This is a genomic window from Terrirhizobium terrae (assembly GCF_030323265.1).
Taxonomy (GTDB): Bacteria; Pseudomonadota; Alphaproteobacteria; order Rhizobiales; family Rhizobiaceae; genus Neorhizobium.
This window is the reverse complement of record NZ_CP104992.1, coordinates 698,524-722,322: the sequence shown is the minus strand read 5'-3', so window position 1 is coordinate 722,322 and position 23,799 is coordinate 698,524. Positions and strand designations below refer to the sequence as shown.

At 61.7% G+C, this 23,799-nt stretch carries 18 protein-coding genes and 3 pseudogenes; 11 read left to right on the top strand and 10 right to left on the bottom strand.

All coding sequences use genetic code 11. The annotated features are described in order from the left end of the window. The first annotated feature begins 328 nt into the window (after positions 1-328). The 6 genes from proV (at position 329) to N7E02_RS11540 (ending at position 6,182) form a co-directional block, all read left to right on the top strand. Complete coding sequence (gene proV, locus N7E02_RS11565) at positions 329-1,561, top strand: glycine betaine/L-proline ABC transporter ATP-binding protein ProV (RefSeq protein ID WP_286582067.1); 1,233 nt, start codon at positions 329-331, stop codon at positions 1,559-1,561. 37 nt (positions 1,562-1,598) lie between these two features. Further along, on the top strand, positions 1,599-2,480 hold the full coding sequence (locus tag N7E02_RS11560) for an ABC transporter permease (RefSeq protein ID WP_286582066.1): 882 nt from the start codon (positions 1,599-1,601) through the stop codon (positions 2,478-2,480). A gap of 158 nt (positions 2,481-2,638) precedes the next feature. Further along, complete coding sequence (locus N7E02_RS11555) at positions 2,639-3,454, top strand: glycine betaine ABC transporter substrate-binding protein (protein WP_286583778.1); 816 nt, start codon at positions 2,639-2,641, stop codon at positions 3,452-3,454. Positions 3,455-3,541: 87 nt separating this feature from the next. Next, on the top strand, positions 3,542-3,781 hold the full coding sequence (locus N7E02_RS11550; RefSeq protein WP_286582065.1) for a helix-turn-helix domain-containing protein: 240 nt from the start codon (positions 3,542-3,544) through the stop codon (positions 3,779-3,781). Between the two features lie 190 nt (positions 3,782-3,971). After that, a complete protein-coding gene (locus N7E02_RS11545) occupies positions 3,972-5,336 on the top strand; it encodes an FAD/NAD(P)-binding protein (protein WP_286582064.1) in 1,365 nt (454 codons plus the stop codon). Between the two features lie 186 nt (positions 5,337-5,522). Next, entirely contained in the window at positions 5,523-6,182 is a 660-nt protein-coding gene (locus tag N7E02_RS11540; RefSeq protein WP_286582063.1) for a peroxiredoxin, read from the top strand. Positions 6,183-6,359: 177 nt separating this feature from the next. On the opposite strand, the gene N7E02_RS11535 is transcribed toward N7E02_RS11540, so the two are convergent. The 9 genes and pseudogenes from N7E02_RS11535 to N7E02_RS11500 form a co-directional block, all read right to left on the bottom strand. After that, on the bottom strand, positions 6,360-7,301 hold the full coding sequence (locus N7E02_RS11535; RefSeq protein WP_286582062.1) for an ABC transporter substrate-binding protein: 942 nt from the start codon (positions 7,299-7,301) through the stop codon (positions 6,360-6,362). 16 nt (positions 7,302-7,317) lie between these two features. Continuing rightward, a complete protein-coding gene (locus tag N7E02_RS11530) occupies positions 7,318-8,343 on the bottom strand; it encodes a FecCD family ABC transporter permease (RefSeq protein ID WP_286582060.1) in 1,026 nt (341 codons plus the stop codon). Further along, complete coding sequence (locus N7E02_RS11525) at positions 8,340-9,335, bottom strand: FecCD family ABC transporter permease (RefSeq protein ID WP_286582059.1); 996 nt, start codon at positions 9,333-9,335, stop codon at positions 8,340-8,342. The genes N7E02_RS11530 and N7E02_RS11525 overlap by 4 nt, the downstream gene beginning before the upstream one ends. After that, positions 9,332-9,901, bottom strand: coding sequence for an ABC transporter ATP-binding protein (locus N7E02_RS11520; RefSeq protein WP_286582058.1), 570 nt, complete (start codon positions 9,899-9,901; stop codon positions 9,332-9,334). The genes N7E02_RS11525 and N7E02_RS11520 overlap by 4 nt, the downstream gene beginning before the upstream one ends. Before the next feature lie 20 nt (positions 9,902-9,921). After that, positions 9,922-10,044 carry an ATP-binding cassette domain-containing protein gene (locus N7E02_RS29620; RefSeq protein ID WP_353622907.1) on the bottom strand — a complete coding sequence of 41 codons (123 nt, stop codon included), beginning with the start codon at positions 10,042-10,044 and terminating at the stop codon, positions 9,922-9,924. 95 nt (positions 10,045-10,139) lie between these two features. Then, positions 10,140-12,503: a TonB-dependent siderophore receptor gene (locus tag N7E02_RS11515; protein ID WP_286582056.1), complete on the bottom strand. Its 2,364-nt coding sequence runs from the start codon at positions 12,501-12,503 to the stop codon at positions 10,140-10,142. A gap of 95 nt (positions 12,504-12,598) precedes the next feature. After that, entirely contained in the window at positions 12,599-13,555 is a 957-nt protein-coding gene (locus N7E02_RS11510; protein WP_286582054.1) for a FecR family protein, read from the bottom strand. 81 nt (positions 13,556-13,636) lie between these two features. Then, positions 13,637-14,149, bottom strand: a complete 513-nt coding sequence (locus N7E02_RS11505; protein WP_286582052.1) for an RNA polymerase sigma factor — start codon at positions 14,147-14,149, stop codon at positions 13,637-13,639. A gap of 195 nt (positions 14,150-14,344) precedes the next feature. Further along, positions 14,345-16,905 (bottom strand): annotated as a pseudogene (locus N7E02_RS11500) (GcvT family protein). Positions 16,906-17,161: 256 nt separating this feature from the next. Between N7E02_RS11500 and N7E02_RS11495 the strand changes: the two are divergent. The 5 genes and pseudogenes from N7E02_RS11495 to N7E02_RS11475 all read left to right on the top strand — a co-directional run bounded on the left by N7E02_RS11495 (position 17,162) and on the right by N7E02_RS11475 (position 22,291). Beyond that, positions 17,162-18,028 carry a metallophosphoesterase family protein gene (locus N7E02_RS11495; RefSeq protein WP_286582050.1) on the top strand — a complete coding sequence of 289 codons (867 nt, stop codon included), beginning with the start codon at positions 17,162-17,164 and terminating at the stop codon, positions 18,026-18,028. Next, on the top strand, positions 18,025-19,194 hold the full coding sequence (locus N7E02_RS11490) for an ABC transporter ATP-binding protein (RefSeq protein WP_286582049.1): 1,170 nt from the start codon (positions 18,025-18,027) through the stop codon (positions 19,192-19,194). The genes N7E02_RS11495 and N7E02_RS11490 overlap by 4 nt, the downstream gene beginning before the upstream one ends. Position 19,195: 1 nt before the next feature. Beyond that, a complete protein-coding gene (locus N7E02_RS11485) occupies positions 19,196-20,128 on the top strand; it encodes a carbohydrate ABC transporter permease (RefSeq protein ID WP_374730717.1) in 933 nt (310 codons plus the stop codon). Continuing rightward, positions 20,125-20,972 (top strand): annotated as a pseudogene (locus N7E02_RS11480) (carbohydrate ABC transporter permease). Before N7E02_RS11485 ends, N7E02_RS11480 begins: the two are co-directional and overlap by 4 nt. 50 nt (positions 20,973-21,022) lie before the next feature. Further along, the gene (locus N7E02_RS11475; protein ID WP_286582044.1) at positions 21,023-22,291 is read left to right on the top strand and encodes an ABC transporter substrate-binding protein; all 1,269 of its coding nucleotides are present in this window, start codon (positions 21,023-21,025) and stop codon (positions 22,289-22,291) included. 532 nt (positions 22,292-22,823) lie between these two features. Here N7E02_RS11475 and N7E02_RS11470 read toward each other — a convergent pair. Further along, positions 22,824-23,780: pseudogene (locus tag N7E02_RS11470) on the bottom strand (substrate-binding domain-containing protein); the annotation flags it as partial. Positions 23,781-23,799 lie beyond the last annotated feature (19 nt).

The window sequence follows — 23,799 nt, the reverse complement described above, 5'->3', positions numbered from 1 at the left end:
GCAACCTGCAAAATAAACGCGCTGATTCCTATGTTGCTCATCGAAAGTTGAAGCGCGCCGCACAGACGATTATGATTTTTTTATGGACTTGTTACCATCGGGACCCTAAATAACGGCCATCTCATTGGGGGATGGGCGGCGCTTGGCGTCTTTGCCTCTCCGTTTAAAAACGACGCCCCGCGGCCTTTGCCGCCGAGGGCGGAACAATCGCTGACGGTTCTTTAACCGTCTAAGACAACGATGAAGCGCTCAAGCTTTGAAGGTTTTCTTCAGCGCGAGGTTTCACAGAAGGAGTATGCCCGCGCTATCGAGCCCGGGCCAAGATTGAATGGCTTTTGCAACTGAAAATGACGCGCCGCTCGAAGCGGCTTCGACCAAGATCAGTCTAAAAAACGTATACAAGATTTTCGGTGAGCGCCCCGACAAGGCTCTGGAGCTTATCCGCGCCGGAAAGACTAAATCCGAAATCCACGCCCAGACCGGCTGTTCGGTGGGCGTCAATGATGCGAGTTTCGACATCAAGGCCGGCGAAATCTTCGTCATCATGGGCCTGTCGGGCTCCGGCAAATCCACCCTGCTTCGCCTGCTAAACCGCCTGATCGAGCCGACTTCGGGGTCGATCGAGATCGACGGCAAGGACGTGACCAAGATGTCGCGCCGCGAGTTGATCGATGTGCGCCGCCGCGACATTAGCATGGTATTCCAGTCCTTCGCGCTGCTGCCCAATCGCACGGTCATCAACAATGCCGCCTTCGGTCTCGAAGTGGCGGGCGTCGGTGAAGCGGAGCGCAAGGCAAAGGCGCTTGCGGCCCTGAAGGCCGTCGGTCTCGACGGTTACGCGGATAGCATGCCGGACCAGCTTTCCGGCGGCATGAAGCAGCGTGTCGGTCTTGCCCGCGCACTTGCCAGCGAGCCGACCATTCTTCTGATGGACGAGGCGTTTTCCGCTCTCGACCCGCTGATCCGTACGGAAATGCAGGATGAACTCGTCCGCCTCCAGGCAGAGCACAGCCGCACCATCGTCTTCGTCAGCCATGATCTCGACGAGGCGATGCGCATCGGCGACCGTATCTGCATCATGCAGAACGGCAATGTCATCCAGGTCGGCACGCCTGACGAGATCGTCATGAGCCCGGCCAATGACTATGTCCGCTCCTTCTTCCGCAATGTCGATGTCAGCCAGGTCTTCAAGGCGGGCGATGTCGCCCGCAAGACCCAGGTGACGATCATCGAGCGTCAGGGCACGACTGCTGCCGCTGCACTTGAGCGGATGAAGAATTTCGACCGCGAATACGCGATCATCCTTGGTCGCGACAAGACCTACCAGGGCGTCGTCAGCCAGTCCTCGCTGGTGGAAAAGATGCGCGCCAAGGACGCGGATCCCTATCGCGCGGCTTTCCTGTCGGAGATCGAACCGATCCCCGCAGATGAGCCCCTGTCGAACGTGCTCGGCAAGGTCGCGGCCAGCCCTTGGCCGGTGCCCGTCATCGACGATACCAAGCGCTATCTCGGCTCCATCAGCAAGTCGACGCTGCTCGAAACCCTCGATCGCGCCAGCTGATCCTCCCTTTTAACCGGCCCAAACACCGGAGACTGACATGAATTTTGATATCGGAGACGGCATAGACGCCGCCGTCAATTACGTTCTGGACAATTTCTCGCCCGTACTGGACTTCATCGCCGCCGTGATCGGCTCGGTGACCGGTACAATTCAGGGCGCACTCGTCGCCATTCCGATGCCGGTGGGCATCGCCATTTTCGTGGCTCTATCGCTCTGGCGGGTCAGCCTCGGCTTCGGCGTACTCACCGGCGTGGCGCTCTGGCTCGTCGATCACATGGGCCTCTGGGGCGCCATGATGGAGACGTTGTCGCTCGTTATCGCTTCGACGCTGATGGCGATGGTTATCGGCCTGCCACTCGGCATCGCCATGGCGCGCAAAGATTCCGTGGCGACGGTCGTGCGCCCGATCCTCGACCTGATGCAGACCATGCCGGCCTTTGTCTATCTCATCCCGGCTGCGATGTTCTTCGGTCTCGGTGCCGTTCCGGGTGCAATCGCCACCGTCATCTTCGCCATGCCGCCGGTGGTGCGTCTCACCAATCTCGGCATCCGCCAGGTGCATGCAGAGTTTATCGAGGCCGGCAATGCCTTCGGCTGCACGTCGTCGCAGCTGCTGTTCAAAGTGCAGCTGCCGAATGCCATGCCCTCGATCATGGCCGGCATCAACCAGACGATCATGCTGTCGCTGTCCATGGTGGTGATCGCTTCGATGATCGGTGCCGGCGGCATCGGCAACACGGTTCTGACCGGTATCCAGCGTCTTGACGTCGGTACCGGTTTCGAAGGCGGCCTTGCGGTCGTCATCCTGGCGGTCATCCTCGACCGTCTGACCCAAAGTCTCGGAAAGCCCCGCGCCACCTTCTGGTCCGTGCTTTTCAAGAGGAATGAGCGCGAGGATCTGGCAACGGCCACCGCCTGAGCCCGTCACCGCGCCAACCATGCGGGTGCCGAACCCGCGAACCCAAACTCCCAAAAGGAGAACGCATGTTGAAGACACTTTTCACCTCCGGCACCACCCGCCGAGCCACTCTGGGCGCAACGCTTGGCCTCGCGGCCGCGCTTGTTGCCGGTTCGGCCATGCCGACGATGGCGCAGGACGCCAAGACCGTAAAGCTCGGCTTCGCGCCCTGGTCCGACGCCGAATTCGTCACCAAGCTTGCCGCCAAGCTGATGACCGACAAGCTCGGCCAGAAGGTTGAACTGGTTCAGACCGACGTCGCACCGCTCTACCAGGGTGTGAGCCGTGGTGACATCGATGCGATGATGATGGCCTGGCTGCCACAGACGCATGCGGACTACTATGAAAAGGTCAAGGATCGCGTCGAAACGCTCGGCACTGTCTATGACGGCGCAAAGCTCGGATGGGTCGTTCCGACCTATGTTCCGGAAAGCGAAATTGCTTCGATCGAAGATCTGAAAAAGCCGGAGGTCCTTGAAAAGCTTTCGGGCAAGATCGACGGCATCGATCCGGGCGCCGGCCTGACGCGCTTGTCGCAGCAGGCTGTCAAGGACTACGCGCTTGACGACTACAAGCTGCAGATCTCCAGCGAGGCCGGCATGCTGACCAGTGTGGATCGCGCCTATCGCGGTGAGAAGTGGTTCGTCGCCACCTCGTGGAGCCCCCACTGGATGTTCGGCAAGTACAAGCTGCGCTATATCGCAGACCCGAAAAAGTCGCTCGGTGAAGCAGAACATGTCGACATTCTGGCCTCCAAGGACTTCAAGACGGAAAACCCGAAGGCTGCGGAATTCCTGTCGCGCATGAAGGTGCCGCTCGATGATCTTGAGGCAGCTATGTTCGCTGCGCAGGAAACCTCCTACGACGAGGCCGTGGCGAAGTACATCACGGATCACCCGGACCAGATCAAGGCCTGGGTCGGCGACGAAGGCTGATTGAGAAACTGGCGGCCCTGCCAACATATCGGTGGGGCCGTCTTCTTTCTTTCGAGGGGATTATCCGATGTATGATTCACGACTTGATTGAGTTTTGCGGCCGACGACACCGTCGGTGGGCGGATTTCTCTTGCCCGCGATGCCTGCGGTCTATCGCTGGAAGACGCTGCCGGCGTCGTCGGGGTCGATGCGAAGACCTGGCGGCACTGGGAAAATGATCAGATCGCGCTACGGCATGATCGTCTCGACAAGATCGCCGGGGTGCTGAAGGTCAGCCTTGCCTGGCTGCTCAGCGGTGTCGGAAAAGGGCCGATCGCAGCCGTTTGACACCTTCATGACGATATCCGGGATGGCGGCTTTTGGGCCGCCGCCGGCGCGACCTGAAGCCGCGCTGCAATTCCGGTTCGGCGTAAACTGAACCGCGCCGGTCTTGTCCTCGCGAGCCTTTGCCTATCTAGTTGGAGTTGGAATAAGCAGCTCACAGGCTTCCAATCTGGCCGCCACATGGGAGGACGCCTTGATTTATGACGTCGTTATCGTCGGCGCGGGATTTTCCGCGATTGCTGTCACCTGCAACCTCATCCAATCCCTTCCGCCGAGTGCTTCGATCGCCGTGATCGGCGACGATCCAGGTTTCGGGCGCGGCACTGCCTATCGCACCGAGCTCTATCTTCATCGTCTCAACGTGCCGGCCGGACGCATGAGCCTGCACCCGGACCATCCTTCCGATTTCGTCGACTGGCTGAAGAGCCGAAACATTCCACTGCAGGAAGGCGATTTCGCGTCGCGCGGCGACTATGGGCTCTATGTTCGCGATACGCTCGCGCGGCTTCTGCGCAAGAAGAACGAGCGCTGCCGGGTCGATTTCATCAAGGCCAAGGCCTCCGGCTGTTTCGAGCAGACAAGCCGCACGCTGATCTTCGACCTGAACAATGGTGACCAGATCGGCGCCCGCAACGTGGTTCTCTGCACCGGCGTGGGCAATGCCAGCCTGCCGGCAGATGTTGCCGCGTTGTCGTCTTCGGCGCGGACGCGGGTGGTGGAAAATCCCTGGCGGCTCACCTGGATGAACCGTGTCAGGCCGGATGATCGCGTCTGCATTCTCGGATCGGGCCTGACGATGATCGATCAGGTGCTTGCCTTGCAGGCGCATGGTCATCGCGGACCCATCGATGTCCTGTCGCGTCGCGGGCTGGCACCGCACGGGCATGTGCGAACGCCTCCCGCGCCCGTCGAATTCGATATCGATACAATGCCGACCCGATTGAGCGAATTGCTCAAGCTCTTCCGGGCCAAAAGCAGATCGGTTGATGACTGGCGTGCCATCATGGATGGCCTGCGTCCCTTCACCCAAAAGCTCTGGCAGCGTCTGCCGGTCGAGGAGCGGCGTCGTTTTCTCCGTCATGCGCTGCCTTGGTGGAGCATACACAGACATCGCGTCGCGCCGGATGTCTATCTGCGCTTCAAGGCACTGCTGGATGCGGGCACCGTACAACTCAGGGCAGGGTTCCTGCAGTCGATCGACGCCGATGGCGAAGGGCTGCAGCTTTCCTATCGCAGGAGGGGAAGTCAGGCTGTCGAACAGATCGAGGCAGGCTGGCTGATCAATTGCACGGGCATGGAGCGTGCCGGTATAGCGCACTCGCCGCTGCTGGAGGAAATGACCAGGCAGGGTCTCATCGAGGCTGATCCCCTGCGGCTCGGTATTCGGGTGAACGATCGGTCACAGGTCATTTCCGAAAAGCTGAACAAAGGCATCGGTGCCTATGTCGTGGGCGCCCTGGCGGCAGGGCAATTCTGGGAAATCACGGCGGTTCCCGATATCCGGGTCCAGGCCAGGAAGGTTGCGGTGGAACTGACGGAAAAAGTGCCGGCATCGTGATGCAGCGATCGGCCACTACGATACCTCTCAATCCCCCGGGACGTTGACTTAAGCCTATAGAATTATATCTGCAATTTGGTTTCGATTGACGGGAGTTTATTTTCTTCTTTCTTATGCTGAGAGCATTCTGGAACTCGTTTCCGTCATCATTCCGCGGTCTAATCGCGCGTTCATTGGAGGACCAAAATGAGCTTACGTATCAACGATATTGCCCCTGATTTCCAGGCGGAGACGACGCAGGGGACGATCTCCTTCCACGAGTGGATCGGAGACAACTGGGCGGTGCTGTTTTCGCACCCGAAGAATTTCACGCCGGTCTGCACGACCGAACTCGGCACGATGGCTGGCCTTGAGGGCGAATTCCGCAAGCGCGGCGTCAAGATCATTGGCATTTCCGTCGATCCGGTCGAAAGCCATGGCAAGTGGAAGGACGATATCCGCACCGCCACCGGTTTCGACGTCGAATATCCGCTGATCGGCGACAAGGACCTCAAGGTCGCGCAGCTCTATGACATGCTTCCGGCCGGTGCCGGCTCGTCGTCCGAGGGCCGCACGCCGGCAGATAACGCCACCGTGCGCTCGGTCTTCGTCATCGGTCCGGACAAGAAGATCAAGCTCGTCCTCACCTATCCGATGACCACCGGCCGCAACTTTGATGAGATCCTGCGGGCGATCGATTCCATCCAGCTGACGGCTAAGCACCAGGTCGCGACGCCGGCCAACTGGAAAAATGGCGACGACGTGATCATCACCGCAGCGGTTTCCAACGAGGATGCGGTCCAGCGCTTCGGCTCGTTCGATACGGTCCTGCCTTATCTGCGCAAGACAAAGCAGCCGACTGCCTAGGGCTCTCGTCGGTAGAAGTACCCCTCCCAACCCTCCCCACGAGGGGAGGGCTTAACCCAGCCTCACTGCCTTAGCTCACATCGAGTGAAGTTCAGTACCGCAGGTTTTCTCCCCCTTGTGGGGGAGATGGCCGGCAGGCCAGAGGGGGATTTTTGGCAATCCTGCTCGCTTCGGCGTCTACTTCAGCTTCTGCTCGAACTGATCGAGCAGTAGGTCGGCGCCGCGAAAGCTGGTCGGATAGACCTCGTAGCGCGAAAAGCTGAAAATCCTTTTGTCCGCATAGGCGCGCAGGAAGTCGCGATAGCCGGGCGCGATGCGGTCGAGATCGTCGAACACGGTCTCGGGCGTGCCGCCGCTTTCCGGCAGGTAGGACGTCACGATCAGGTCGGCGTCGAGTTCGCCGATCAGTTCCGCGCCGATGGTCATCCGGCTGGTGCCTGCGGGAACGGTTTCGGTGAGCGGGATGCGCTGGAAGCCGAGATCGTCGAGTACGGTCGTCAGCACGCCATATTCCTTTAGAACGGACAGCGTCCCGTCCCGACCGTTGGTCAGGATGGCGGCATAGGTGCTATCGCCGACCGCATCGCCGAGTATTTCATGCAGGGCCTTGATGCGAGCGTCATAAGCCGCCTGCAGCTCTTCGAACCGCGATTCCTTGCCGATCCAGCCGGCAAATTCCTTGTAGAGCTCGAAGCCCGGCTTCCCGTTCTCCGGATTGAACATCAGCGTCGGCGCGATGGTCGAAAGCTGCTCCGCCAGCGCCGAATAGTCGCCGGCATTGGCGACGATCAGATCCGGCTTCAGCGTCCGTATGCGCTCGAGATCCGGCTTGCCGTGAACCGAAGCAAGTTCGACCTTGGTAAAGTCGAGGTCGAAGAGTTCGCGGGCGCCGCGGATGAACATGCTGCCATCCGCTGCGAGGCGCCCATTGCTCGCGACAAGCGGCGCGCCGAGTTCGATGGCCATCACTGTCAGCGTCCAGTCATGTAGGGAGATGATCCGCTGCGGCGCGTCAGGCACTTCAACGGTGCGGCCGTCATGGTCGGTCACGCTTCTCGCACTGGCCGTTGCGGCCAGAGGCGAGATCAGAAGCAGGAAGGCCAGGAAAACGCTACGCATCGGAAAATCCTCTTGTCTAGCGTGACGGGCGCGAGAGCCGCGCGGCGATGAGAAAGGTGACGACGCCAGCGACCGAGACCAGGATGCCGGCGGGCACGATGACGGGCAGGAAGAGCGTGCGGCCGGCCGTATCGGCGGCGAGAAGCAGCAGAGCGCCGGAGAGCATTGCGACCGGCAGAACGGTGGCGGGGCGTTCCCCAACGAGGCGTCTGGCGATATGCGCGCCGATCAGGCCGAGGAAGGAGATCGGCCCGACCGCCGCGACAATCGGCGCAACGAGGGCAGCTGCTAGCACCGTGAACAGCGGCAGCAGATATCTCGGCGAGGCACCGATGCCGGCCGCCTGTTCAGCGCCGAGCAGAAGCGGCATCATCTGGCGCGACATGCCGAGAGTGAGCGGCAGGAGGACGACGGCCCAAAGCGCGACCATGGTCACACTGCCGGCTGAGGCGACGGTCAGCGAGCCATGGGACCAGGCGAGCCATCGGGCAAATTGCAGGATGCCGCCCTGGACCATGACGATCTCGATCATGGCGCTGAGCACGATGCCGACGGCGAGACCGACGAGGATCAGGCCGGTAGGGGAGGCGAGCAGCCGGGCCAGCATCAGCACGCCGATGGCCGTCGCCATGCCGCCCGCAAGTCCCGCAAAGGCCAGCCATTGCGGCGGGATGGCAAAGACCGCGGCACCCAGAACGACCGCCGCCATCGTGCCCTGCGAAATGCCGAGCAATCCGGGATCGGCCAGCCCATTGCGGGAGACGACCTGGAGAATATAGCCCGAAGCAGCGATCATCGCTCCGCCGAGAATGGCCATCGCCACCCGCGGCCAGCGCAGCAGCATGATGGCCGAGGTCTCATCGTCGGAGGCGATAAATGGCAGCATCCAGTGGATCAGATCCGTGGTCGATAGGGTCGACGAGCCCAACTGGAGAGCGAGGGAGGCGCCGAGCGCCAACATGACGCAGAGGCCCACAATGACGATTGCAGAGCGTGACTGACGGAAACCGGAGCCTGCGGAATTCGTGGCGATATCGCTCATGCTCTCCGCCTCCGCTGCGTCGAGATGATGATCGCCAGAAAGGCGATGCCGCCCGCCAGCGCCATGACTGTGCCGACATTGAGAACGCGGGGCGCGAGCAGGGTGCGTGAGGCGATATCGGCGCCGATCACCACGATGGCGCCGAGGAGCGCGGTAAAGGCGATCGCCACACGTCCCGTCTCGCCGATCAGAAGTCGGGCCATATGCGGCGCCACGAGCCCGACAAAGCCGATCGGCCCGACGATGCTGACGGCGGAGATGGTAAGCGGGATGGTGATGGCGAGAACCGCCCAGCGGACGATGCGGCCATCGGCGCCGAGGCTTGCAGCCTGTTCTTCCCCGAGTGTCTGCAGATCGACGGCGCGGGACAGCGCCAGGGAAAACGCGATGCCGATCAGGCCGATCGGCCAGAGATAGGCGAGTGGCTGGTAGTCAAAATTGCCGATATCGCCTACGAGCCAGCTCATCAGATCGCCGAAACGGTCAGGGTCAAGCGAGATCACGAAAGTGGTAATCGCGGAAAAAAGCGTCGCCGTCATGGAGCCGCCAAGCACCAGCGACAGTGGATCACGCTTCTGGCCGCCGACAAGGCCGGTGATCAGGAAAGTGACGCAGATGGCGACTGCGCCGCCGATCAAAGCCGGCCAGAAGACCTGCACACCGTCGAGGCCGAAGAGAAAGATGCCGAGGATCGCGAACGTTACCGCGCCGCTGTTGATGCCGAGCGTCGAGGGCGAGACGAGATCGTTGCGCAGGATTTTCTGCAGGAGCAGGCCCGATACGGCAAGAACCGCACCTGCATAGCCAGCCACGACCAGTCGCGTCAGCCGCTGTTTAACGATGACGACATGCTGGTAGTTGCGCGGGTCGTAGTCGAAGAGTGCCTGCCAGACGAGATCCGGGCCGAAAAAGCGGGCACCGGAGACCAGATGGAGACCTGCCAGCAGCAGCGTCGCCAGCCCCATGGTCGCCAGCAGTATCCATGGCTTCATGGCAGGGCGCTTTCGGGAAGCAGCACGACGGCGCGGCCGATTTGTGTCGACGTGGTGCGGATACCGTAGACTGCTTCCACGCGCTCGACCGTCAGAACCTCGCCCGGCGATCCGTCGGCGACGATCCCGCCCCTGTCCATCAGGATGATGCGGTCGGCATAGAGGCTTGCCTGGGTCAGGTCGTGCAGCACGGCGACGACCGCGCGCCCAGCCTTCGCCTGCTGTCTCGCAACATCCAGAAGCGCGTATTGGTAATTGAGATCGAGGTTGTTGGTCGGCTCGTCGAGCAGCAGGATATTGGCATCCTGCGCCAGCGTCATCGCCATGCGGCAGCGCTGCAATTGACCGCCGGACAATTCGCCGACGCGGCGATCGGCGAAGGATGCGACATCCATGATGCGCATGGCGTCGGCAATCTGTCGCTGGTCTTCCCCCGTGCCGCTTGTGAACCAGCCTTCATGGGCAAAGCGTCCCATGCCGATCAGATCGCGCACCAGCATTCCCGCCGGCGCCTCGTTCGATTGGGCGAGAAGCGCAAGCTCGCGGGCAATCGCCTTGCGCCGCATGGAGGTTACCCGTTTTCCCTTCAGCAGGACATCGCCGGCGGAAGGGCAAGAAGCCCGGCCATCAGCTTCAGGGCCGTACTCTTGCCGCAACCGTTCGGGCCGACGATAGCGAGAAATTCGCCATGCCGGAGCGAAAGCGAAATCGCTTCGATGACGGGGCGTGATCCGTAATCGAAGCTGACTTTCTCAAGGAGAGAACGGAACCGTCCCGTCTGTCGGTCGAACTCATGCAGGGGTCTCAGAATGTTGCCTTGACCGCCGCCATGAAGTTTATCGGGGCGCCCGGATGGTTTTCGGTCCTGCTGGCCGTGCTCTCGATATAGTCCTGATTGGTCAGGTTGCGGCCGATGAGCGAGAAATCGAGGTTGTCAGTGACCTTGTAGGAGAGTGACGCATCGACCCGGTAATAGCTGTCGACGAAGAAGCTGTTTTCGAGGTCGCCGGTGCGCTCGCCGACTGCGGTAATGCCTGCACCGAGCTTCAGCCCCTCAAGCTTGCCTGTCTGGAACTCATAGGTCGTCCACAGGCTGCCGCTCCAATGGGGCGTGCCGATCAACTGGTTTCCGACTTCATAGCTGTCGTCCTGGGTGATCTCTGCATCGACGTAGCCCAGGGAGGCGATGACCCTCCAGCCATCGGAGATCTCGCCGGTAATATCGATCTCTGCGCCGCGCGATCGCTGTTCGCCGGTCAGCTCCGAAAAGTCGGTATCCTCGATCGGCACGGCGACATTCTTCTTGGTAATCTGGAATATGGAAAAGGTTGCCGACAGTCGGTCGGTAATATCGGCCTTCACGCCGGCTTCGACCTGCCAGCCTTCCTCCGAATCCAGCACCTGGCCGTCGGTGCCAAGGGCGCTTTGCGGCATGAAGCTCGTGGCATAGCTCGTGTAGAAGGCGAGCTGGTTGGTCGGCTGGTAGACCAGGCCGGCACGCCATGTTACTGCACCATCGCTGAAGGGCGGCTCCTCGCCGCCGACGCGCTGGTCGACCTCGTGGTCGTAGTAGTCGTAGCGGAAACCGAGGAGCGCCTTCCACTGCTCGGACAGATCAACCTGATCCTGCAGATAGACCGATGTGGTGACGATGTCCTGGACATAGACGTTATTGATCGCCGTCGGCGTCTTCGGTGCGCCATAGACGGGATCATAGATATCGATCGGATCGATATTGGCGCGCGCAGACCAGAAATCCATGCGGGAGCGGACATGCTCCACTCCTGCCAGGACCGTATGGCCGATCGTGCCGGTGTCGAAGGTCATGATGCCTTCAAACTGCAGGTCCAGATTGCTCATGTCTTCGACGCGATCGGTATAGCGACGGCCAAGCGTGCGGCCGTCATCCTCGAGGTCGCGGAAATCGATGCCGGTATCGTGGGTATATGCGTCGTCGTAGCGGACGGTGCTGCGGAATTTCAGCCATTCCAGGGCCTGATGTTCGGCCGTCAATGCGACACGGGTCTTGCGGCTGTCCACCATCGACCAGTCTTCGCCCAGGAAGCGATGATAGGGGCCTACGATTTCGTTGTCTGGCCCGACGATCAGGCCACGGTCGAAAGGCTGCTTCTGGTGGGTGTTATCGACGCTCAGGTTGACGCGCGTGTCTTCATCCGGCGACCATTCCAGTACGCCGCCGATATATTGCCGCTCGCTGTCCTGCCGATAGTCGATGAAGCCGCTTTCACGCTGGGCGGCGCCGGTGATGCGGCCGGTCCAAGCGCCGTCCTCGCTGAGCGCGCCGCTCGCCGTCGCCTCGGCGCGGCGGAAGCCGTAGCTGCCGATCTGGGTGGTCGCTTCCGCGGTCAGTTCCTCGGTCGGCCGACGTGTCACGATGTTGATCAGGCCGCCCGGTTCGCCACGGCCGTAGAGGACCGAAGCAGGGCCTTTGAGCACTTCCACCCGCTCGACGCCTGCAAGATCCGGATTGACTTCCGGCCGGCTGCCGGTGGCGTTCAGCACCGAGCCGTCGATCGCATAGGTGTTGGAGGCGAAGCCACGGGTGATGAAGGTGGCCGCGCGATTGCCGGCGGTGGAGCTCTCGCGGACGTTGGAAACGTTCTCCAGCGCCTGGGTCAGGCTCGTTGCCTGCTGGTCTTCCAACACGCTGCGCTTGACCACCTGGATCGACTGCGGCACGTCGCGCAGCGGCGTATCGGTCTTGGTGCCGACGGAGCTTTCGGTGGCTTCGTAGCTGCCGGGCGCATCGCCGCCCTGAAGGACGATCGCTTCCAGCGTCGTGGCATCGCCACCGGTGGCCACCGAGTCCTGCTGCGGCGCGATGATGGTGACCGTGTCATTGGCGCCGAAGCGGTAGGAAAGGCCGGTGCCGGCGAGAAGCTGGCCAAGGGCCTGCTCCTGCGAAAGCTGACCGTTGACGGCGCTGCTTCTCAGGCCGCCGGAGAGTTCGCCGTCATAGACGAGATTGACGCCGGTCAGCGTCGAGTAGCGGACAAGCGCGGAAGAAACGGAATGGGCGGGGATCGAGAACTGACGTACCGTCTGGGCGATCGCGTGCGGAACTAAGGTCAGGGTTGCGACGGTGCTCAACAGAAGAGCGCCGAGCCCGGCCTTTGCTACATTCATCCTGGTCTTATGCACTGTCATCGCATGCCCCCGCACTACAACTCTGTCCCCGGCAAACAAACGCCGTTGCCGTTGATTACGAACGGGGCGGAGAAAAACCTGAGTGGATCGGTAAATTATTTTCTGGCCGACACGAGCGTGATCAGCGGCGTGTAGCTTGTGAGGGTGATCGGCAGGCCCTGTTCGAGCGTCAAGTCGATACCCTCGATGTCCTTCAGGTCGATGACGATGGTGATGCGGCGGCTGGCGAGTTGCGGATCGCGGAGGATGAGATTGCCGCGCCTCCAGCGGTTCACCTCAGTGATCACTTCGCTTAACGGCCGGGCCAGGAAGACGAGCTGTCGAGAGCGCCAGGCAAGCCGGTTTTCGGCTTCACCGGTGCCGATCGTACCAAACCTGCCGTTTTCCACGTCGATCGCATCGCCTTCGCCAAGATCGATATGCCGGCCGCCCGCATCGACACGAACCGTATGCTCGGACACGGCGACGCTGGTGCGTTCCGATGTCATGGCTACGGAATAGGCGGTTCCGAGCGCTGTGGCGCGGACGTCGCCCGCCTGGACGATGAAGGGACGCGCCGGATCTTCGACCACCGTGAAAAACGCTTCGCCACGGTGCAGCGTGATGTGGCGGGCGGAGGCGGCGAAGTCGACGGAGATCGCGCTTGCGGCTGAAAGCTCGACGCGCGAACCGTCTTCCAGCGCCACGGTCTTCAGTTCGCCGGTGCCGGTGGAATAATCGGAATGATCGAGCAGCGTCCAGCCCGTCAGGCCTCCACCTGTTAGTAGGATCGCGGCGCTCGTCGCCTTCAGGAGGCCTCGGCGCGACACGCCCTTGTCCGTATGGCTCTTGTGAGAGGGGACGATTTCGCTCCCGGCCGCGGCCCAGAGCCTTTCGAGCCTGGCATAGGCCTGCGCATTGCGCTCGTCAGCGTCCAGCCAGTTGCGAAAGAGCGCGTAATCGGTCTGCGGCGTGTCGTCATCAAGCAGGCGTGCGAACCACAAGGCCGCTTCGCTCGAGGCGCGGTCACTGACTTCTCCATCACTGCCCATTTCGGCCGGTCCGCCCATCATGTCGTGCCCAGTTGTGCCTGCATGCTTATCTTAACGAGCCGACATCCTGAAAATCTGGGTCGGGTTTCGATCGAAATCGTATCAGCGTGCAGATTGATGTGCCTGATCCAGGCGTTCCAGTGCCACGACCATGTGGCTGAAGACCGTCTTGGGGGAAATGCCGAGTCTCTTGCCAATCTCGACATAGGTCAGGCCGTCAATGCGGGCCATGACGAAGACTTCCCGGGCACGGGGCGGGAGGGATGTGATGGCATCGGAAATGACCCGCAGGTTCTCGCTGGCGATCGTGTGATCCTCGGGCGTCGGCGTCGGATCCTTGATGAACTGCAGGTCTTCGATGCCGCCGACGAAAGGCGCGATGCGCTCCCGGCGCTTGAAGTCGATGGCAAGGTTTCGGCCGATGCGGACGATGTAGCCCGGCTGCAATGGCCGATTGCGAAGATCGGCCTGCCGCTCCCACAGTCGCAGGAACGTGTCCTGCACGAGATCTTCCGCCGTCGTCGGTGATTTCACCATCCTGGCGATGGTCGAAAGAAGGACCTTTCGCAAGCCGAGGAAGGTCGAGACGATTTCTGCGGAATAGGCCGTTTGCATGACCTTCCGGCTACCAGCCGTGTGCACTGCACACAAGAAATATTCATCGTTTTGTCAAGTTTTCGGACGGCTGTACGCCGTGACTGTTGCAGCAACGCAATTGGTTGAGGGCAAAACGGAAAAGCCGATGATTGCTGCTGCAATCACCGGCTTTTCGGACGCTTGTTCTAAAGCTTTCAGTTGCTGACGCTGCGATCAGGTTCTCGGTTTCAGATTCTCCGGATCGTAGATCGGCTTGTAGCCGACGCCGACCACCTCGACCGGGTAGGTCTCGGCAAAATACTCGACATTCAGCTTGCGGCCGACCTGGCAATAATCCCATGGCAGATAGGCGAGCGCGATGTTCTTGCCGATCGTCGGGCCATAGGCGACCGAGGTCGTGTAGGAAATACGGCCGAGTTCATCGACCAGCGTCTTGCCGGTCTCCGGATCGACTACCGGCATGGAACCCACCGGATAGCGCTTGACGCCCTTGGCATCGGTATTCTCGGTCATGACGAGGGTGCAGAGCATGGCCGGCTGGTTGGCACGCGCCTTGTATTCCAGATGCTTCGCCTTGCCGCGGAAATCGGCTTCCTTGACCTTCGGACGGGCCAGATCCGCCTCGATCAGGTTATACTGGGTGAGCAGGTCACCGTTCTGCAGGCGCAGCGATTTTTCCATGCGGCGCGAATTGGCATAGGTCTCGACGCCGAAGGCCATCACGCCGGTGGCGCGCAGCGCGTCCCAGACGGCAAGGCCGTCCTCGTATTTCATATGCAGTTCCCAGCCCTGTTCGCCGACATAGGAAATGCGGAAGGCGGAGACCTTCTTGCCGGCGATCTCGATCGGCTTGATCGCGGCGAAGGCGAAGTTTTCGACATCGAGGCCGGCCGGATCGGCAACCACCTTCTTCAGCGTATCGCGGGCATTCGGGCCCCAGATGCCGATGGTGACGAATTTTTCCGAGACGTCGGTAATGGTGACGTCGAGGCCACGATCCTCGGCGACGCGCTTCATGTAGTGGAAATCGCGCGGACCGGCATCGGCGCCGTTCACCAGACGGCCACGGTCCTCCATGCGGAAGACGGTGAAATCGGCGCGCACCATGCCCTCGTCGTCGAGGAAGTGGGTATAGATGCCCTTGCCGATATTGGCATCACCGCCGATCTTTGCCGCACAGAGCCATTCCAGCAGCTCGACGTGATCCGGGCCTTCGATATCAACCATGTGGAAATGGGAGAGGTTGACGATGCCGCAGTCCTCGCTCATCGCCAGATGTTCGGCATTGGAAACGCGCCAGAAATGGCGGTTGTCCCATTCGTTCTCACGCACCGGCACCTGATTGGCGTATTTCTCCAGCAAGTGCTCGTTGGCGGTATAGCCGTGGGCGCGCTCCCAGCCGCCGAGTTCCATGAAGTAACCGCCGAGCTCCTTCTCGCGTTCGTGGAAGGGCGATTTTTCGCGCCGCGGCCGGTCGCGTAGGGCTCGCGCGGGTGAACGGCCGGGAAGTAGATCTTCTGGGCGGCCTCGCGGGTGCGGCCCTCGATGAACTCTTCCGTCAGCTGGTGCGGGTAGAAACGGGAATAGTCGATCGAATTGTGGTCGATCTCGGTGCGGCCGTCCGTCATCCAGTCGGCGATCAGCTTGCCGTAACCGGGGCCGTCCTTGACCCAGATGGCGACGCAGTACCAGAGGCCGCGCACTTTCTGACTTTCGCCGCAGGACGGGCCACCGGCCGCCGAGACCTGCAGCAGGCCGTTGAACGAATGGCCCTCGTTATAGCCGAGCTCGCCGAGGATCGGCGTCAGTTCCATCGCGCGCTCGAGCGGCGTCAGGATCTGTTCCATGTCGAGATCGCGCTGTGAGGGCGACAGGCGCGCCTCGTGCTTTTCGAGAATGTCGCGTGGGTGGCAGAGGCGCGGGTTGTCGGTCTCGTAATAGCCCCACTCGATCTGGCCACCTTCCGTCGTGTTCGGGTCGCCGGTATCGCGCATATAGGCGGAATTGCCCTGGTCGCGCAGCAGCGGATAGCCGATTTCCTTGCCGGTGCCGACGAATTCGTTGTAGGGCCCGAAGAAGGTCAGCGGATGGTCGACCGGCATGACCGGCAGGTCTTCGCCCACCATCTCGGCGATCAGTCGGCCCCAGATGCCCGCACAGACGATCACATGGTCGGCCATGATCGTGCCGCGATGGGTGACGACGCCCTTGATGCGGCCGTTCTCGACGATCAGCGAAGTTGCCGGCGTATTGCCGAATATCTTCAGCTTGCCGGCCTTTTCGGCAGCGTCGACCAGCTTGCCGGCAACGGTTTGGCTGCGGGGAATGACGAGGCCGGCGTCGGGATCGAACATGCCGCCCTGGACCTGATCCTCCTCGATCAGCGGGAAGAGTTTTTTGATCTCCGCCGGCGAAACATAGTGGGCGCGGGTGCCGAATGCCTTCGCAGACGTCAGCTTGCGCTTGATCTCCTCCATCCAGCTGTCGTCGCCGGTGCGGGCCACTTCCAGGCCGCCGATGCGGGCGTAGTGGCCCATCTTCTCGTAGAAATCGATCGAATACTGCGTCGTCCAGACAGACAAGTAGTCGTGGCTGGTCGTGTAGCAAAAGTCGGAGGCATGGGCGGTCGAGCCGATATCGGTCGGGATGCCGGACTTGTCGATGCCGACGATATCGTCCCAGCCGCGCTCCACCAGATGGTGGGCGATGGACGCACCGACGATGCCGCCCAGACCTATGATGACCACTTTTGCCTTGGTTGGAAATTCTGCCATTGCCCGACTCCTGAATATGCGGACGGACATTAGCGACAGTTCGTGGCGCAGCCCAGTCGATATACGACACGCGACGCCCCTTCCTCCGTCATCGGATCTGTGCCCGGCACCGGGGAAAAGTCGGTCATGAAGAATTTATGAACAAAATGAAAGACGGCTGGAAAGCGCTGTTACCTGCCTGACATGGGAGGGGACTAAAGAGGCCGCCAAGACCGCCCCGGACGAGGGGCGCCATGAAGGCAAAGAGCGACCAGCAATGAAAATCATCCAGATCACCGACACCCATTTCAGCCCGGAAAAGACTCATTTCAACGGCAACTGGGCGCCACTCCTGACCTGGATCGAAGACCAGAAGGCCGACCTGATAATCCATACCGGCGACCTTTCGGTCGATGGCGCCGACAAGGCGGACGACATCTCCTTCTCGATGGACCTGATGCGCCAGGTCTCGACGCCGATGCTTGTCGTTCCCGGCAATCACGATGTCGGTCATTTCGCCGACATGAGCCAGCCGGTGAATGCTGAGCGCCTGACGCGCTGGCGCGATCTGACAGGTGGCGATCGCTTCGTAGAGGATAAGGAAGGCTGGCGTTTCGTTGGGCTCAACGCGATGCTTCTCGGTCAAAAGAGCGAGGAAGAAGAAGCACAGTTCGAATGGTTGCGGACCACATTCGAAGAGCGCAACGGACGCCGGCTTGCCTTGTTCTCCCACAAGCCGCTTTTCGTCGATGAGCCGCATGAGGGCGACACCGGATATTGGGGCATGCGCCCTGACGAGCGCAAGCGCTTCTACGACCTGATGGCGGCACATGACGTCGCGCTGTTTGCCAGCGGCCATCTCCACTGGGCCTGGAAGGGCCAGGTCGGCAATACATCCGTCGTCTGGGGCCCGTCGGCCGCCTTCATCATCGATACGCTGGAGCGCGAAATGCCGGGCGAGCGTCTGGTCGGTGCCGTCGTCCACGAGTTCAAGGACAATGTGACGAGCGAGATCGTCGCGGTGCCGGGCATGACCGCCCATTACATCGATGACGTGATCCACGAAGTCTATCCGCAGGCCGTGCCGAAGGGCGGCCCGCTGGCAAAGTCCCTGCGACGCATCAACGAGGAGGCCGCGGAATGACCACGCTCAGCCTTTCCAATATCCAGAAGTCCTTCGGCGGCAACCAGATCCTCAAGGGCGTCAGCCTCGAGGCGCAGCCGGGCGAATTCATCGCGCTGGTCGGTCCGTCGGGCTGCGGCAAGAGCACGCTTCTGCGCATCCTCGCCGGTCTTGACAGCGCCGATAGCGGCGAGATCGTCATTGATGGCCGCGAAGTCTCCCAGGTTCAGGCCGCCGATCGCAACATTGCCATGGTCTTCCAGTCCTACGCGCTCTACCCCCATCTGACGGCGGCGCAGAACATTGCCGTGCCGCTCGTCATGCGCCGGCTGACGCGCGCCCAGCGCATTCCCTTCGTCGCGCCGCTCATGCCCGGTCAGCGCCAGGCCGTTGCCGATATCCATCGCGACGTCCGCGAGATGGCGGCGTCGCTGAAGATCGACCATCTTCTCGACCGCAAGCCAGGGCAGATGTCCGGCGGGCAGCGGCAGCGCGTGGCGCTTGCGCGCGCCATGGTGCGTCGTCCGGCCGTGTTCCTGATGGACGAGCCGCTGTCCAACCTCGATGCCAATCTGCGCGTCCATGCGCGCGGCGAAATCGTCGAACTCCATCGTCGTGCCGGCGTGCCGACCGTCTATGTCACCCACGACCAGGCCGAAGCCCTGTCGATGGCCGACCGCGTCGCCGTGATGATCGGCGGGTCGCTGCTGCAGCTCGCCCCGCCGCAGGTCATCTATGACGATCCGCAGCATATCGAGGTCGCAAAATTCGTCGGCCAGCCGCGCATCAACCTCGTCTCCTCGCATGTTGGCTCGAACGGCATCGTGACGCTCGGCACGGAACGCTGCGTCCTCGCCGACCGCAATCTGGCCGCCGATACGCCGGTCACGCTCGGTGTCCGCTCGGAATTCGTGCAGATCTCGCGTTCGGGCGAAGCGGGACTTCCCGCCCATGTCGAGCGCGTCGAATTCCTCGGTTCGGAGATCATCGTCTACAGCAAGCTCGATGCGATCGGCGAAACCATGATTGCCAAGGTGTCCCCGGCGGAAGGTGCCGGTCTTACCGCCGGCATGCCGATCCGCCTTTCCGCATCCGCGGAGCACATCTTCGTCTTCGGCGCCGATGGTGTCCGCCTTCCGTCGGCACCGCTCGTCGAGAATGCGGTCAAGGAGGCGGCCCATGGCTGACATGGCCGTAACCTCGATCGGTCAGGTGCCCGTAGCTTCGAAAGCCCGGCGCTCCGTTGCCGAACGGCAGGAGGCCCGTGCCGGCCTGATGCTGTCGCTGCCGGCGATCTTCCTCGTCTTCCTGTTTATCATCCTGCCGGTCGCCGCCGTCATCTTCCTCGGCTTCACCAATTTCGAACTCGGTTATCCGACCTTCGAATTCGTCGGCCTGGAAAACTATGTCGAACTGTTCGACGATCGCACCTTCCTGAAGTCGCTATGGAACACGACCGTCTATGCGGCGATCGTCACCCCCATCTCGATCTTCATGGCGCTCGGTCTCGCGATGCTGATCGAGGCGGAAGGCATCGGAAAATCCTTCTTCCGCACCGCCTACTTCCTGCCGGTCGCCTCGCTGCTCGTCGCCATGGCCACCGTCTGGCAGTACCTCTTCCATCCGACGATCGGCCCGATCAACACGATGCTGTCGATGATCGGCATTGCCGGTCCGAACTGGCTCGGCTCGGCCGGCATGGTGCTCTACAGCCTGTCGATCATCGGTGTGTGGCAGTCGGTCGGCTTCAATCTCGTGCTTTTCCTCGCCGGCCTCACCGCTATTCCGCGTGAACTCTATTCGGCGGCCGAAATCGATGGCGCAAAGTCCTCGTGGGATCGGTTCCGTCTGGTCACCTGGCCGATGCTCGGACCGACCACGCTCTTCGTCACCACGATCAGTGTCATCAATTCGGTCAAGGTGTTCGAGACGGTGAAGACGCTCACCGAAGGCGGCCCCAACAAGGCCTCCGAAGTGCTGCTCTACACGATCTACCAGGAAGGCTTCGTCTACCTGCGTGTCGGCTATGCCTCGGCCATGACGGTCGTCTTCCTCGCCATCCTCGTCGTCCTGATGTTCATCCAGTACCGCGTCCAGGACAAGCAGGTGCATTACTCATGAGCGCGAACGCCTTCACTCCCTCCTTTTCCCTTGGGCGCGTCGTCCGGCTCTCCATCCTCAGCCTCGGGGCCTTGTTCTTCCTGGCGCCCTACATCTTCATGATCTCGACGGCCGGCAAGGCGCAGAGCGACATCTTCACCTCGTCTCTGAACCTCATCCCGCAGCAGTGGTTCTACATGGAGAACTTCGCCAAGGCCTGGTCGCGCGTGCACATGCCGACGCTGCTGTTCAACGGCGTGATGGTCTGCCTGCTGATCCTGGTCATCCAGGTCGTCATCGCCATCCCCTGCGCCTATGCCATGGCGAAGCTGAAGTTCCGTGCCGCCAAGGCGATGATGGTGCTGGTCATGCTCGGCCTGCTGGTGCCGATCCATGCCACTTCGCTGCCGCTCTACGTGGCCTTCGACAATGTCGGTGCGCTCAACAGCTATGTGGCGCTGGTCGCCCCGTTCTCCATCTCGGTCTTCGGCATCTTCCTGTTCCTGCAGTTCTTCCGCGCCATGCCGGACGACCTGATCCATGCCGCGCGCCTAGACGGCATGAGTGAGATCGGCGTCATTGCCCGGGTCATCGTGCCGAATGCCTGGCCGGCGATCACCGCGTTTTCGATCTTCTCGGTCGTGGCCCACTGGAACGATCTCTATTGGCCGCTGATCGTCGTCTCGAACCAGGCCTATGCCACGCCGCCGCTCGGTCTTCTCTATTTCCGCGCCGCGGAAGCGGGCGACGACTACGGCGCGCTGATGGCCGCTACCCTGATCATCACTTCCCTCTCGTCGCAGCCTTTCTCATTGCGCAGAAACGCTTCGTCGAAGGGATCACCATGACCGGTCTCAAGGGCTGAACCCGAAGCCGGTCGTCCATACCAAGCCGCCCCGAAACAGGAGCAATGCGATGAAGCATTTCACCAAGATCCTTGCCGCTGCAACCGTCGCAATGACGTTCTCGCTGCCGGCCCATGCCGAAACCACGCTCAACGTGCATTACCCGATGCCTGGCTTCTTCAAGGACGTGATGGACACGATCTCGAAGAAGTTCATGGAAGAGAACCCGGATATCAAGATCCAGTTCGCCAACCCTTCCGCGACCTACGAGGAAGGCATCCAGACGATCATGCGCCAGGTCGGCACGTCCGAAATGCCGGACCTGACCTTCATCGCTCTCAACCGTCTGCGCATGGCCAACGAGCGTGACATTCCGGTCGACATGGGCCCGATGATCGCCAAGGACAAGGCGACGATGGCCGAGCAGGGCTTCTCGGACAACATTCTGAAGCTCGCCCAGGTCAACGGCAAGCAGGTCGGTCTCGCTTTCGCGACGTCGAACCCGATCATGTACTACAACGCCGATCTGGTTAAGGCTGCCGGCGGCAACCCGGACCAGCCTCCGAAGACCTGGGACGAGGTCATTGCACTCGGCGCCAAGATCAAGGCACTCGGCAACGGCGTCGATTCCGTCGACTTCCGCTGGCAGGGCGACGACTGGATGTTCTCGGCCCTTCTGTTCGGTGCCGGCGGTTCGATGCTGTCGGAAGACGAAAGCAAGGTCACGTTCAACGACGAAAAGGGCCAGAAGGCGATGCAGGTCGTCGACCGCCTCGTCAAGGAAGCCGGCATGCCGGTCTTCACCAAGCAGGCCGGTGAGCAGGCCTTCGTCGCCGGTAAGGTCGGCTTTGCCTTCCAGACCACCGGCGCGCTGCGCAACACGATCAAGAATGTCGGCGACAAGTTCGACCTGCGCACGGCCGAAATCCCGCTTCTCGACCCGGAAAACGGCAAGCTGCCGACCGGTGGCAATGCCGTCGTCATCCTGACAAAGGACGAAGCCCGCCAGGAAGCCGCCTGGAAATTTGCCAAGTTCGCCGCCGGCCCCTACGGTGCCTCGGTCGTCGTTCCGGGCACGGGCTACGTTCCGAACAACGAACTGGCCGCCAAGTCGCCTGATTATCTCGGCGAGTTCTACCAGAAGAACCCGCTGTTCCAGGCCGGCCTGAAGCAGATGCCGCGGATGATCCCGTGGTACGCCTTCCCAGGTTCGAACGGCGTTCGCGTCACCCAGACGATCGTCGACAACACCGCCCGCGTCGTCGACCAGTCGGCCACGCCGGAAGAGGCTCTCGAAGACGCTGCCAAGGAAGTCAAGCGCCTGCTGCCGCGCGGCTAAGCTGCTGCTCTTCTCCAATCATCGGCCGCCGGATCGAAAGGTCCGGCGTTTTTTTCGTTTTCGCATGTCCCTTATCGTCCACCCCATCCGAACCTGTGCCTACAATCCCTCTGCTTCCGTCGCCGGAGTGTTTCGCGAGACGTTCGCGGGCAGGCGGGAGCCGGCGCTTTCGTTTGAACCGTAACGTGCGGCAAGGGCGAAAGGGGTGAAACTCATGGAGGGACTGTCGCAAGGCGGGCTTTCCTATCAAGCCTCCCCCGGCAGCCATGCCGGGTTCGGTTGAGCCGTCCAAGCACCGGCGAAATCCGGTGTGCAGCGAGGCGAGAGGATCACCCGTAGGGACCGGAAGTCCCGAAAAGACGCCGAAGGCCACGCATATGCGGAGCCACATTACTTTAATTTCCCTGAGGCCCCGCATATGCGTGCGCTTCTCCGGATCGGGTTCTGACACCTCGGCAGGGTGCTGCTCAGGGACGACTTGATGCGTTTGCGATCTAGCCGTGTTGCCGTGCGCTTCAAATCGCCCGCACCGTCCCCCGCGCCTGAGCGAATAGGCCACCTCCAGATGGCGGGGCTGGGCGGCGTTTTCGGCGATGTCGAGCAGCAGCGAGGCGGCGGCGGCGCCCATGCTCGCATCGGGCATCTCGATCGTCGTCAGCGGCGGATCCATCAGCCGGCCGAGCGATATCCCGTCGAAGCCGGCGACCGAGACGTCACTCGGCACGGACAGTCCCTCGCGGCGCAGGGCGCCGATGACGCCGAAGGCGAGAAGGTCGTTGGAGGCGATGATCGCGGTCGGACGGATATCGGCCATGGTGGTGCTGAGATCCAGCATGTCGTAATCGCCGACGAAGGAAATCTGCATGGCGGGCAGCGGCATGACGCCCGTCTCCACCATCGCCTGCGTATAACCCTGATAGCGCAGGCGGGCGCGGTCGGAGGCTGCAAAACTGCCGGAGACGAAGAGGATGCGCTCGTGGCCGAGCGCCCGCAGCATGGCCGCAAGCTCGTGCCCCGCCTTGAAATTATCGACCGTCACGGCAGAGGGGAAACGTTCGGTTGGGCGATTGTGAAGCAGCACCGTCGGCGGCAGCGGCAAGCCCAGCACATCGCTTTTATCGGGACTGCAAAGGGTGAGGATCAGGCCGGTCGGCTTTTCATTGAGAAGTGCCGCCACCGCATCCAGCTCGCGGGCCGGGTCGTAGTGGGACTGGGCGATCAGCACGCCATGCCCGGCCATCAGCATGCGGTTCTCGATGCTGGAGAGCGATGAGGAAAAGACCGGGTTGGTGATGCTCGGGATCAGCACGCCGATGACGAGGCGGCGGCCGGATTTGCCCGTCGCCGCATGGCGATAGCCGAGTTCGGCCGCCGCCCGGCGCACCTTGCGCAGCATCGCTTCGCTGACCGAGCCCTTCAGCGTCAGGGCCCGGCTTGCTGTCGCGGGCGAACATCCGGCTCTGGCCGCGACTTCCTGCAGCGTCGTCAAATACTGTGCCTCTTCTGTC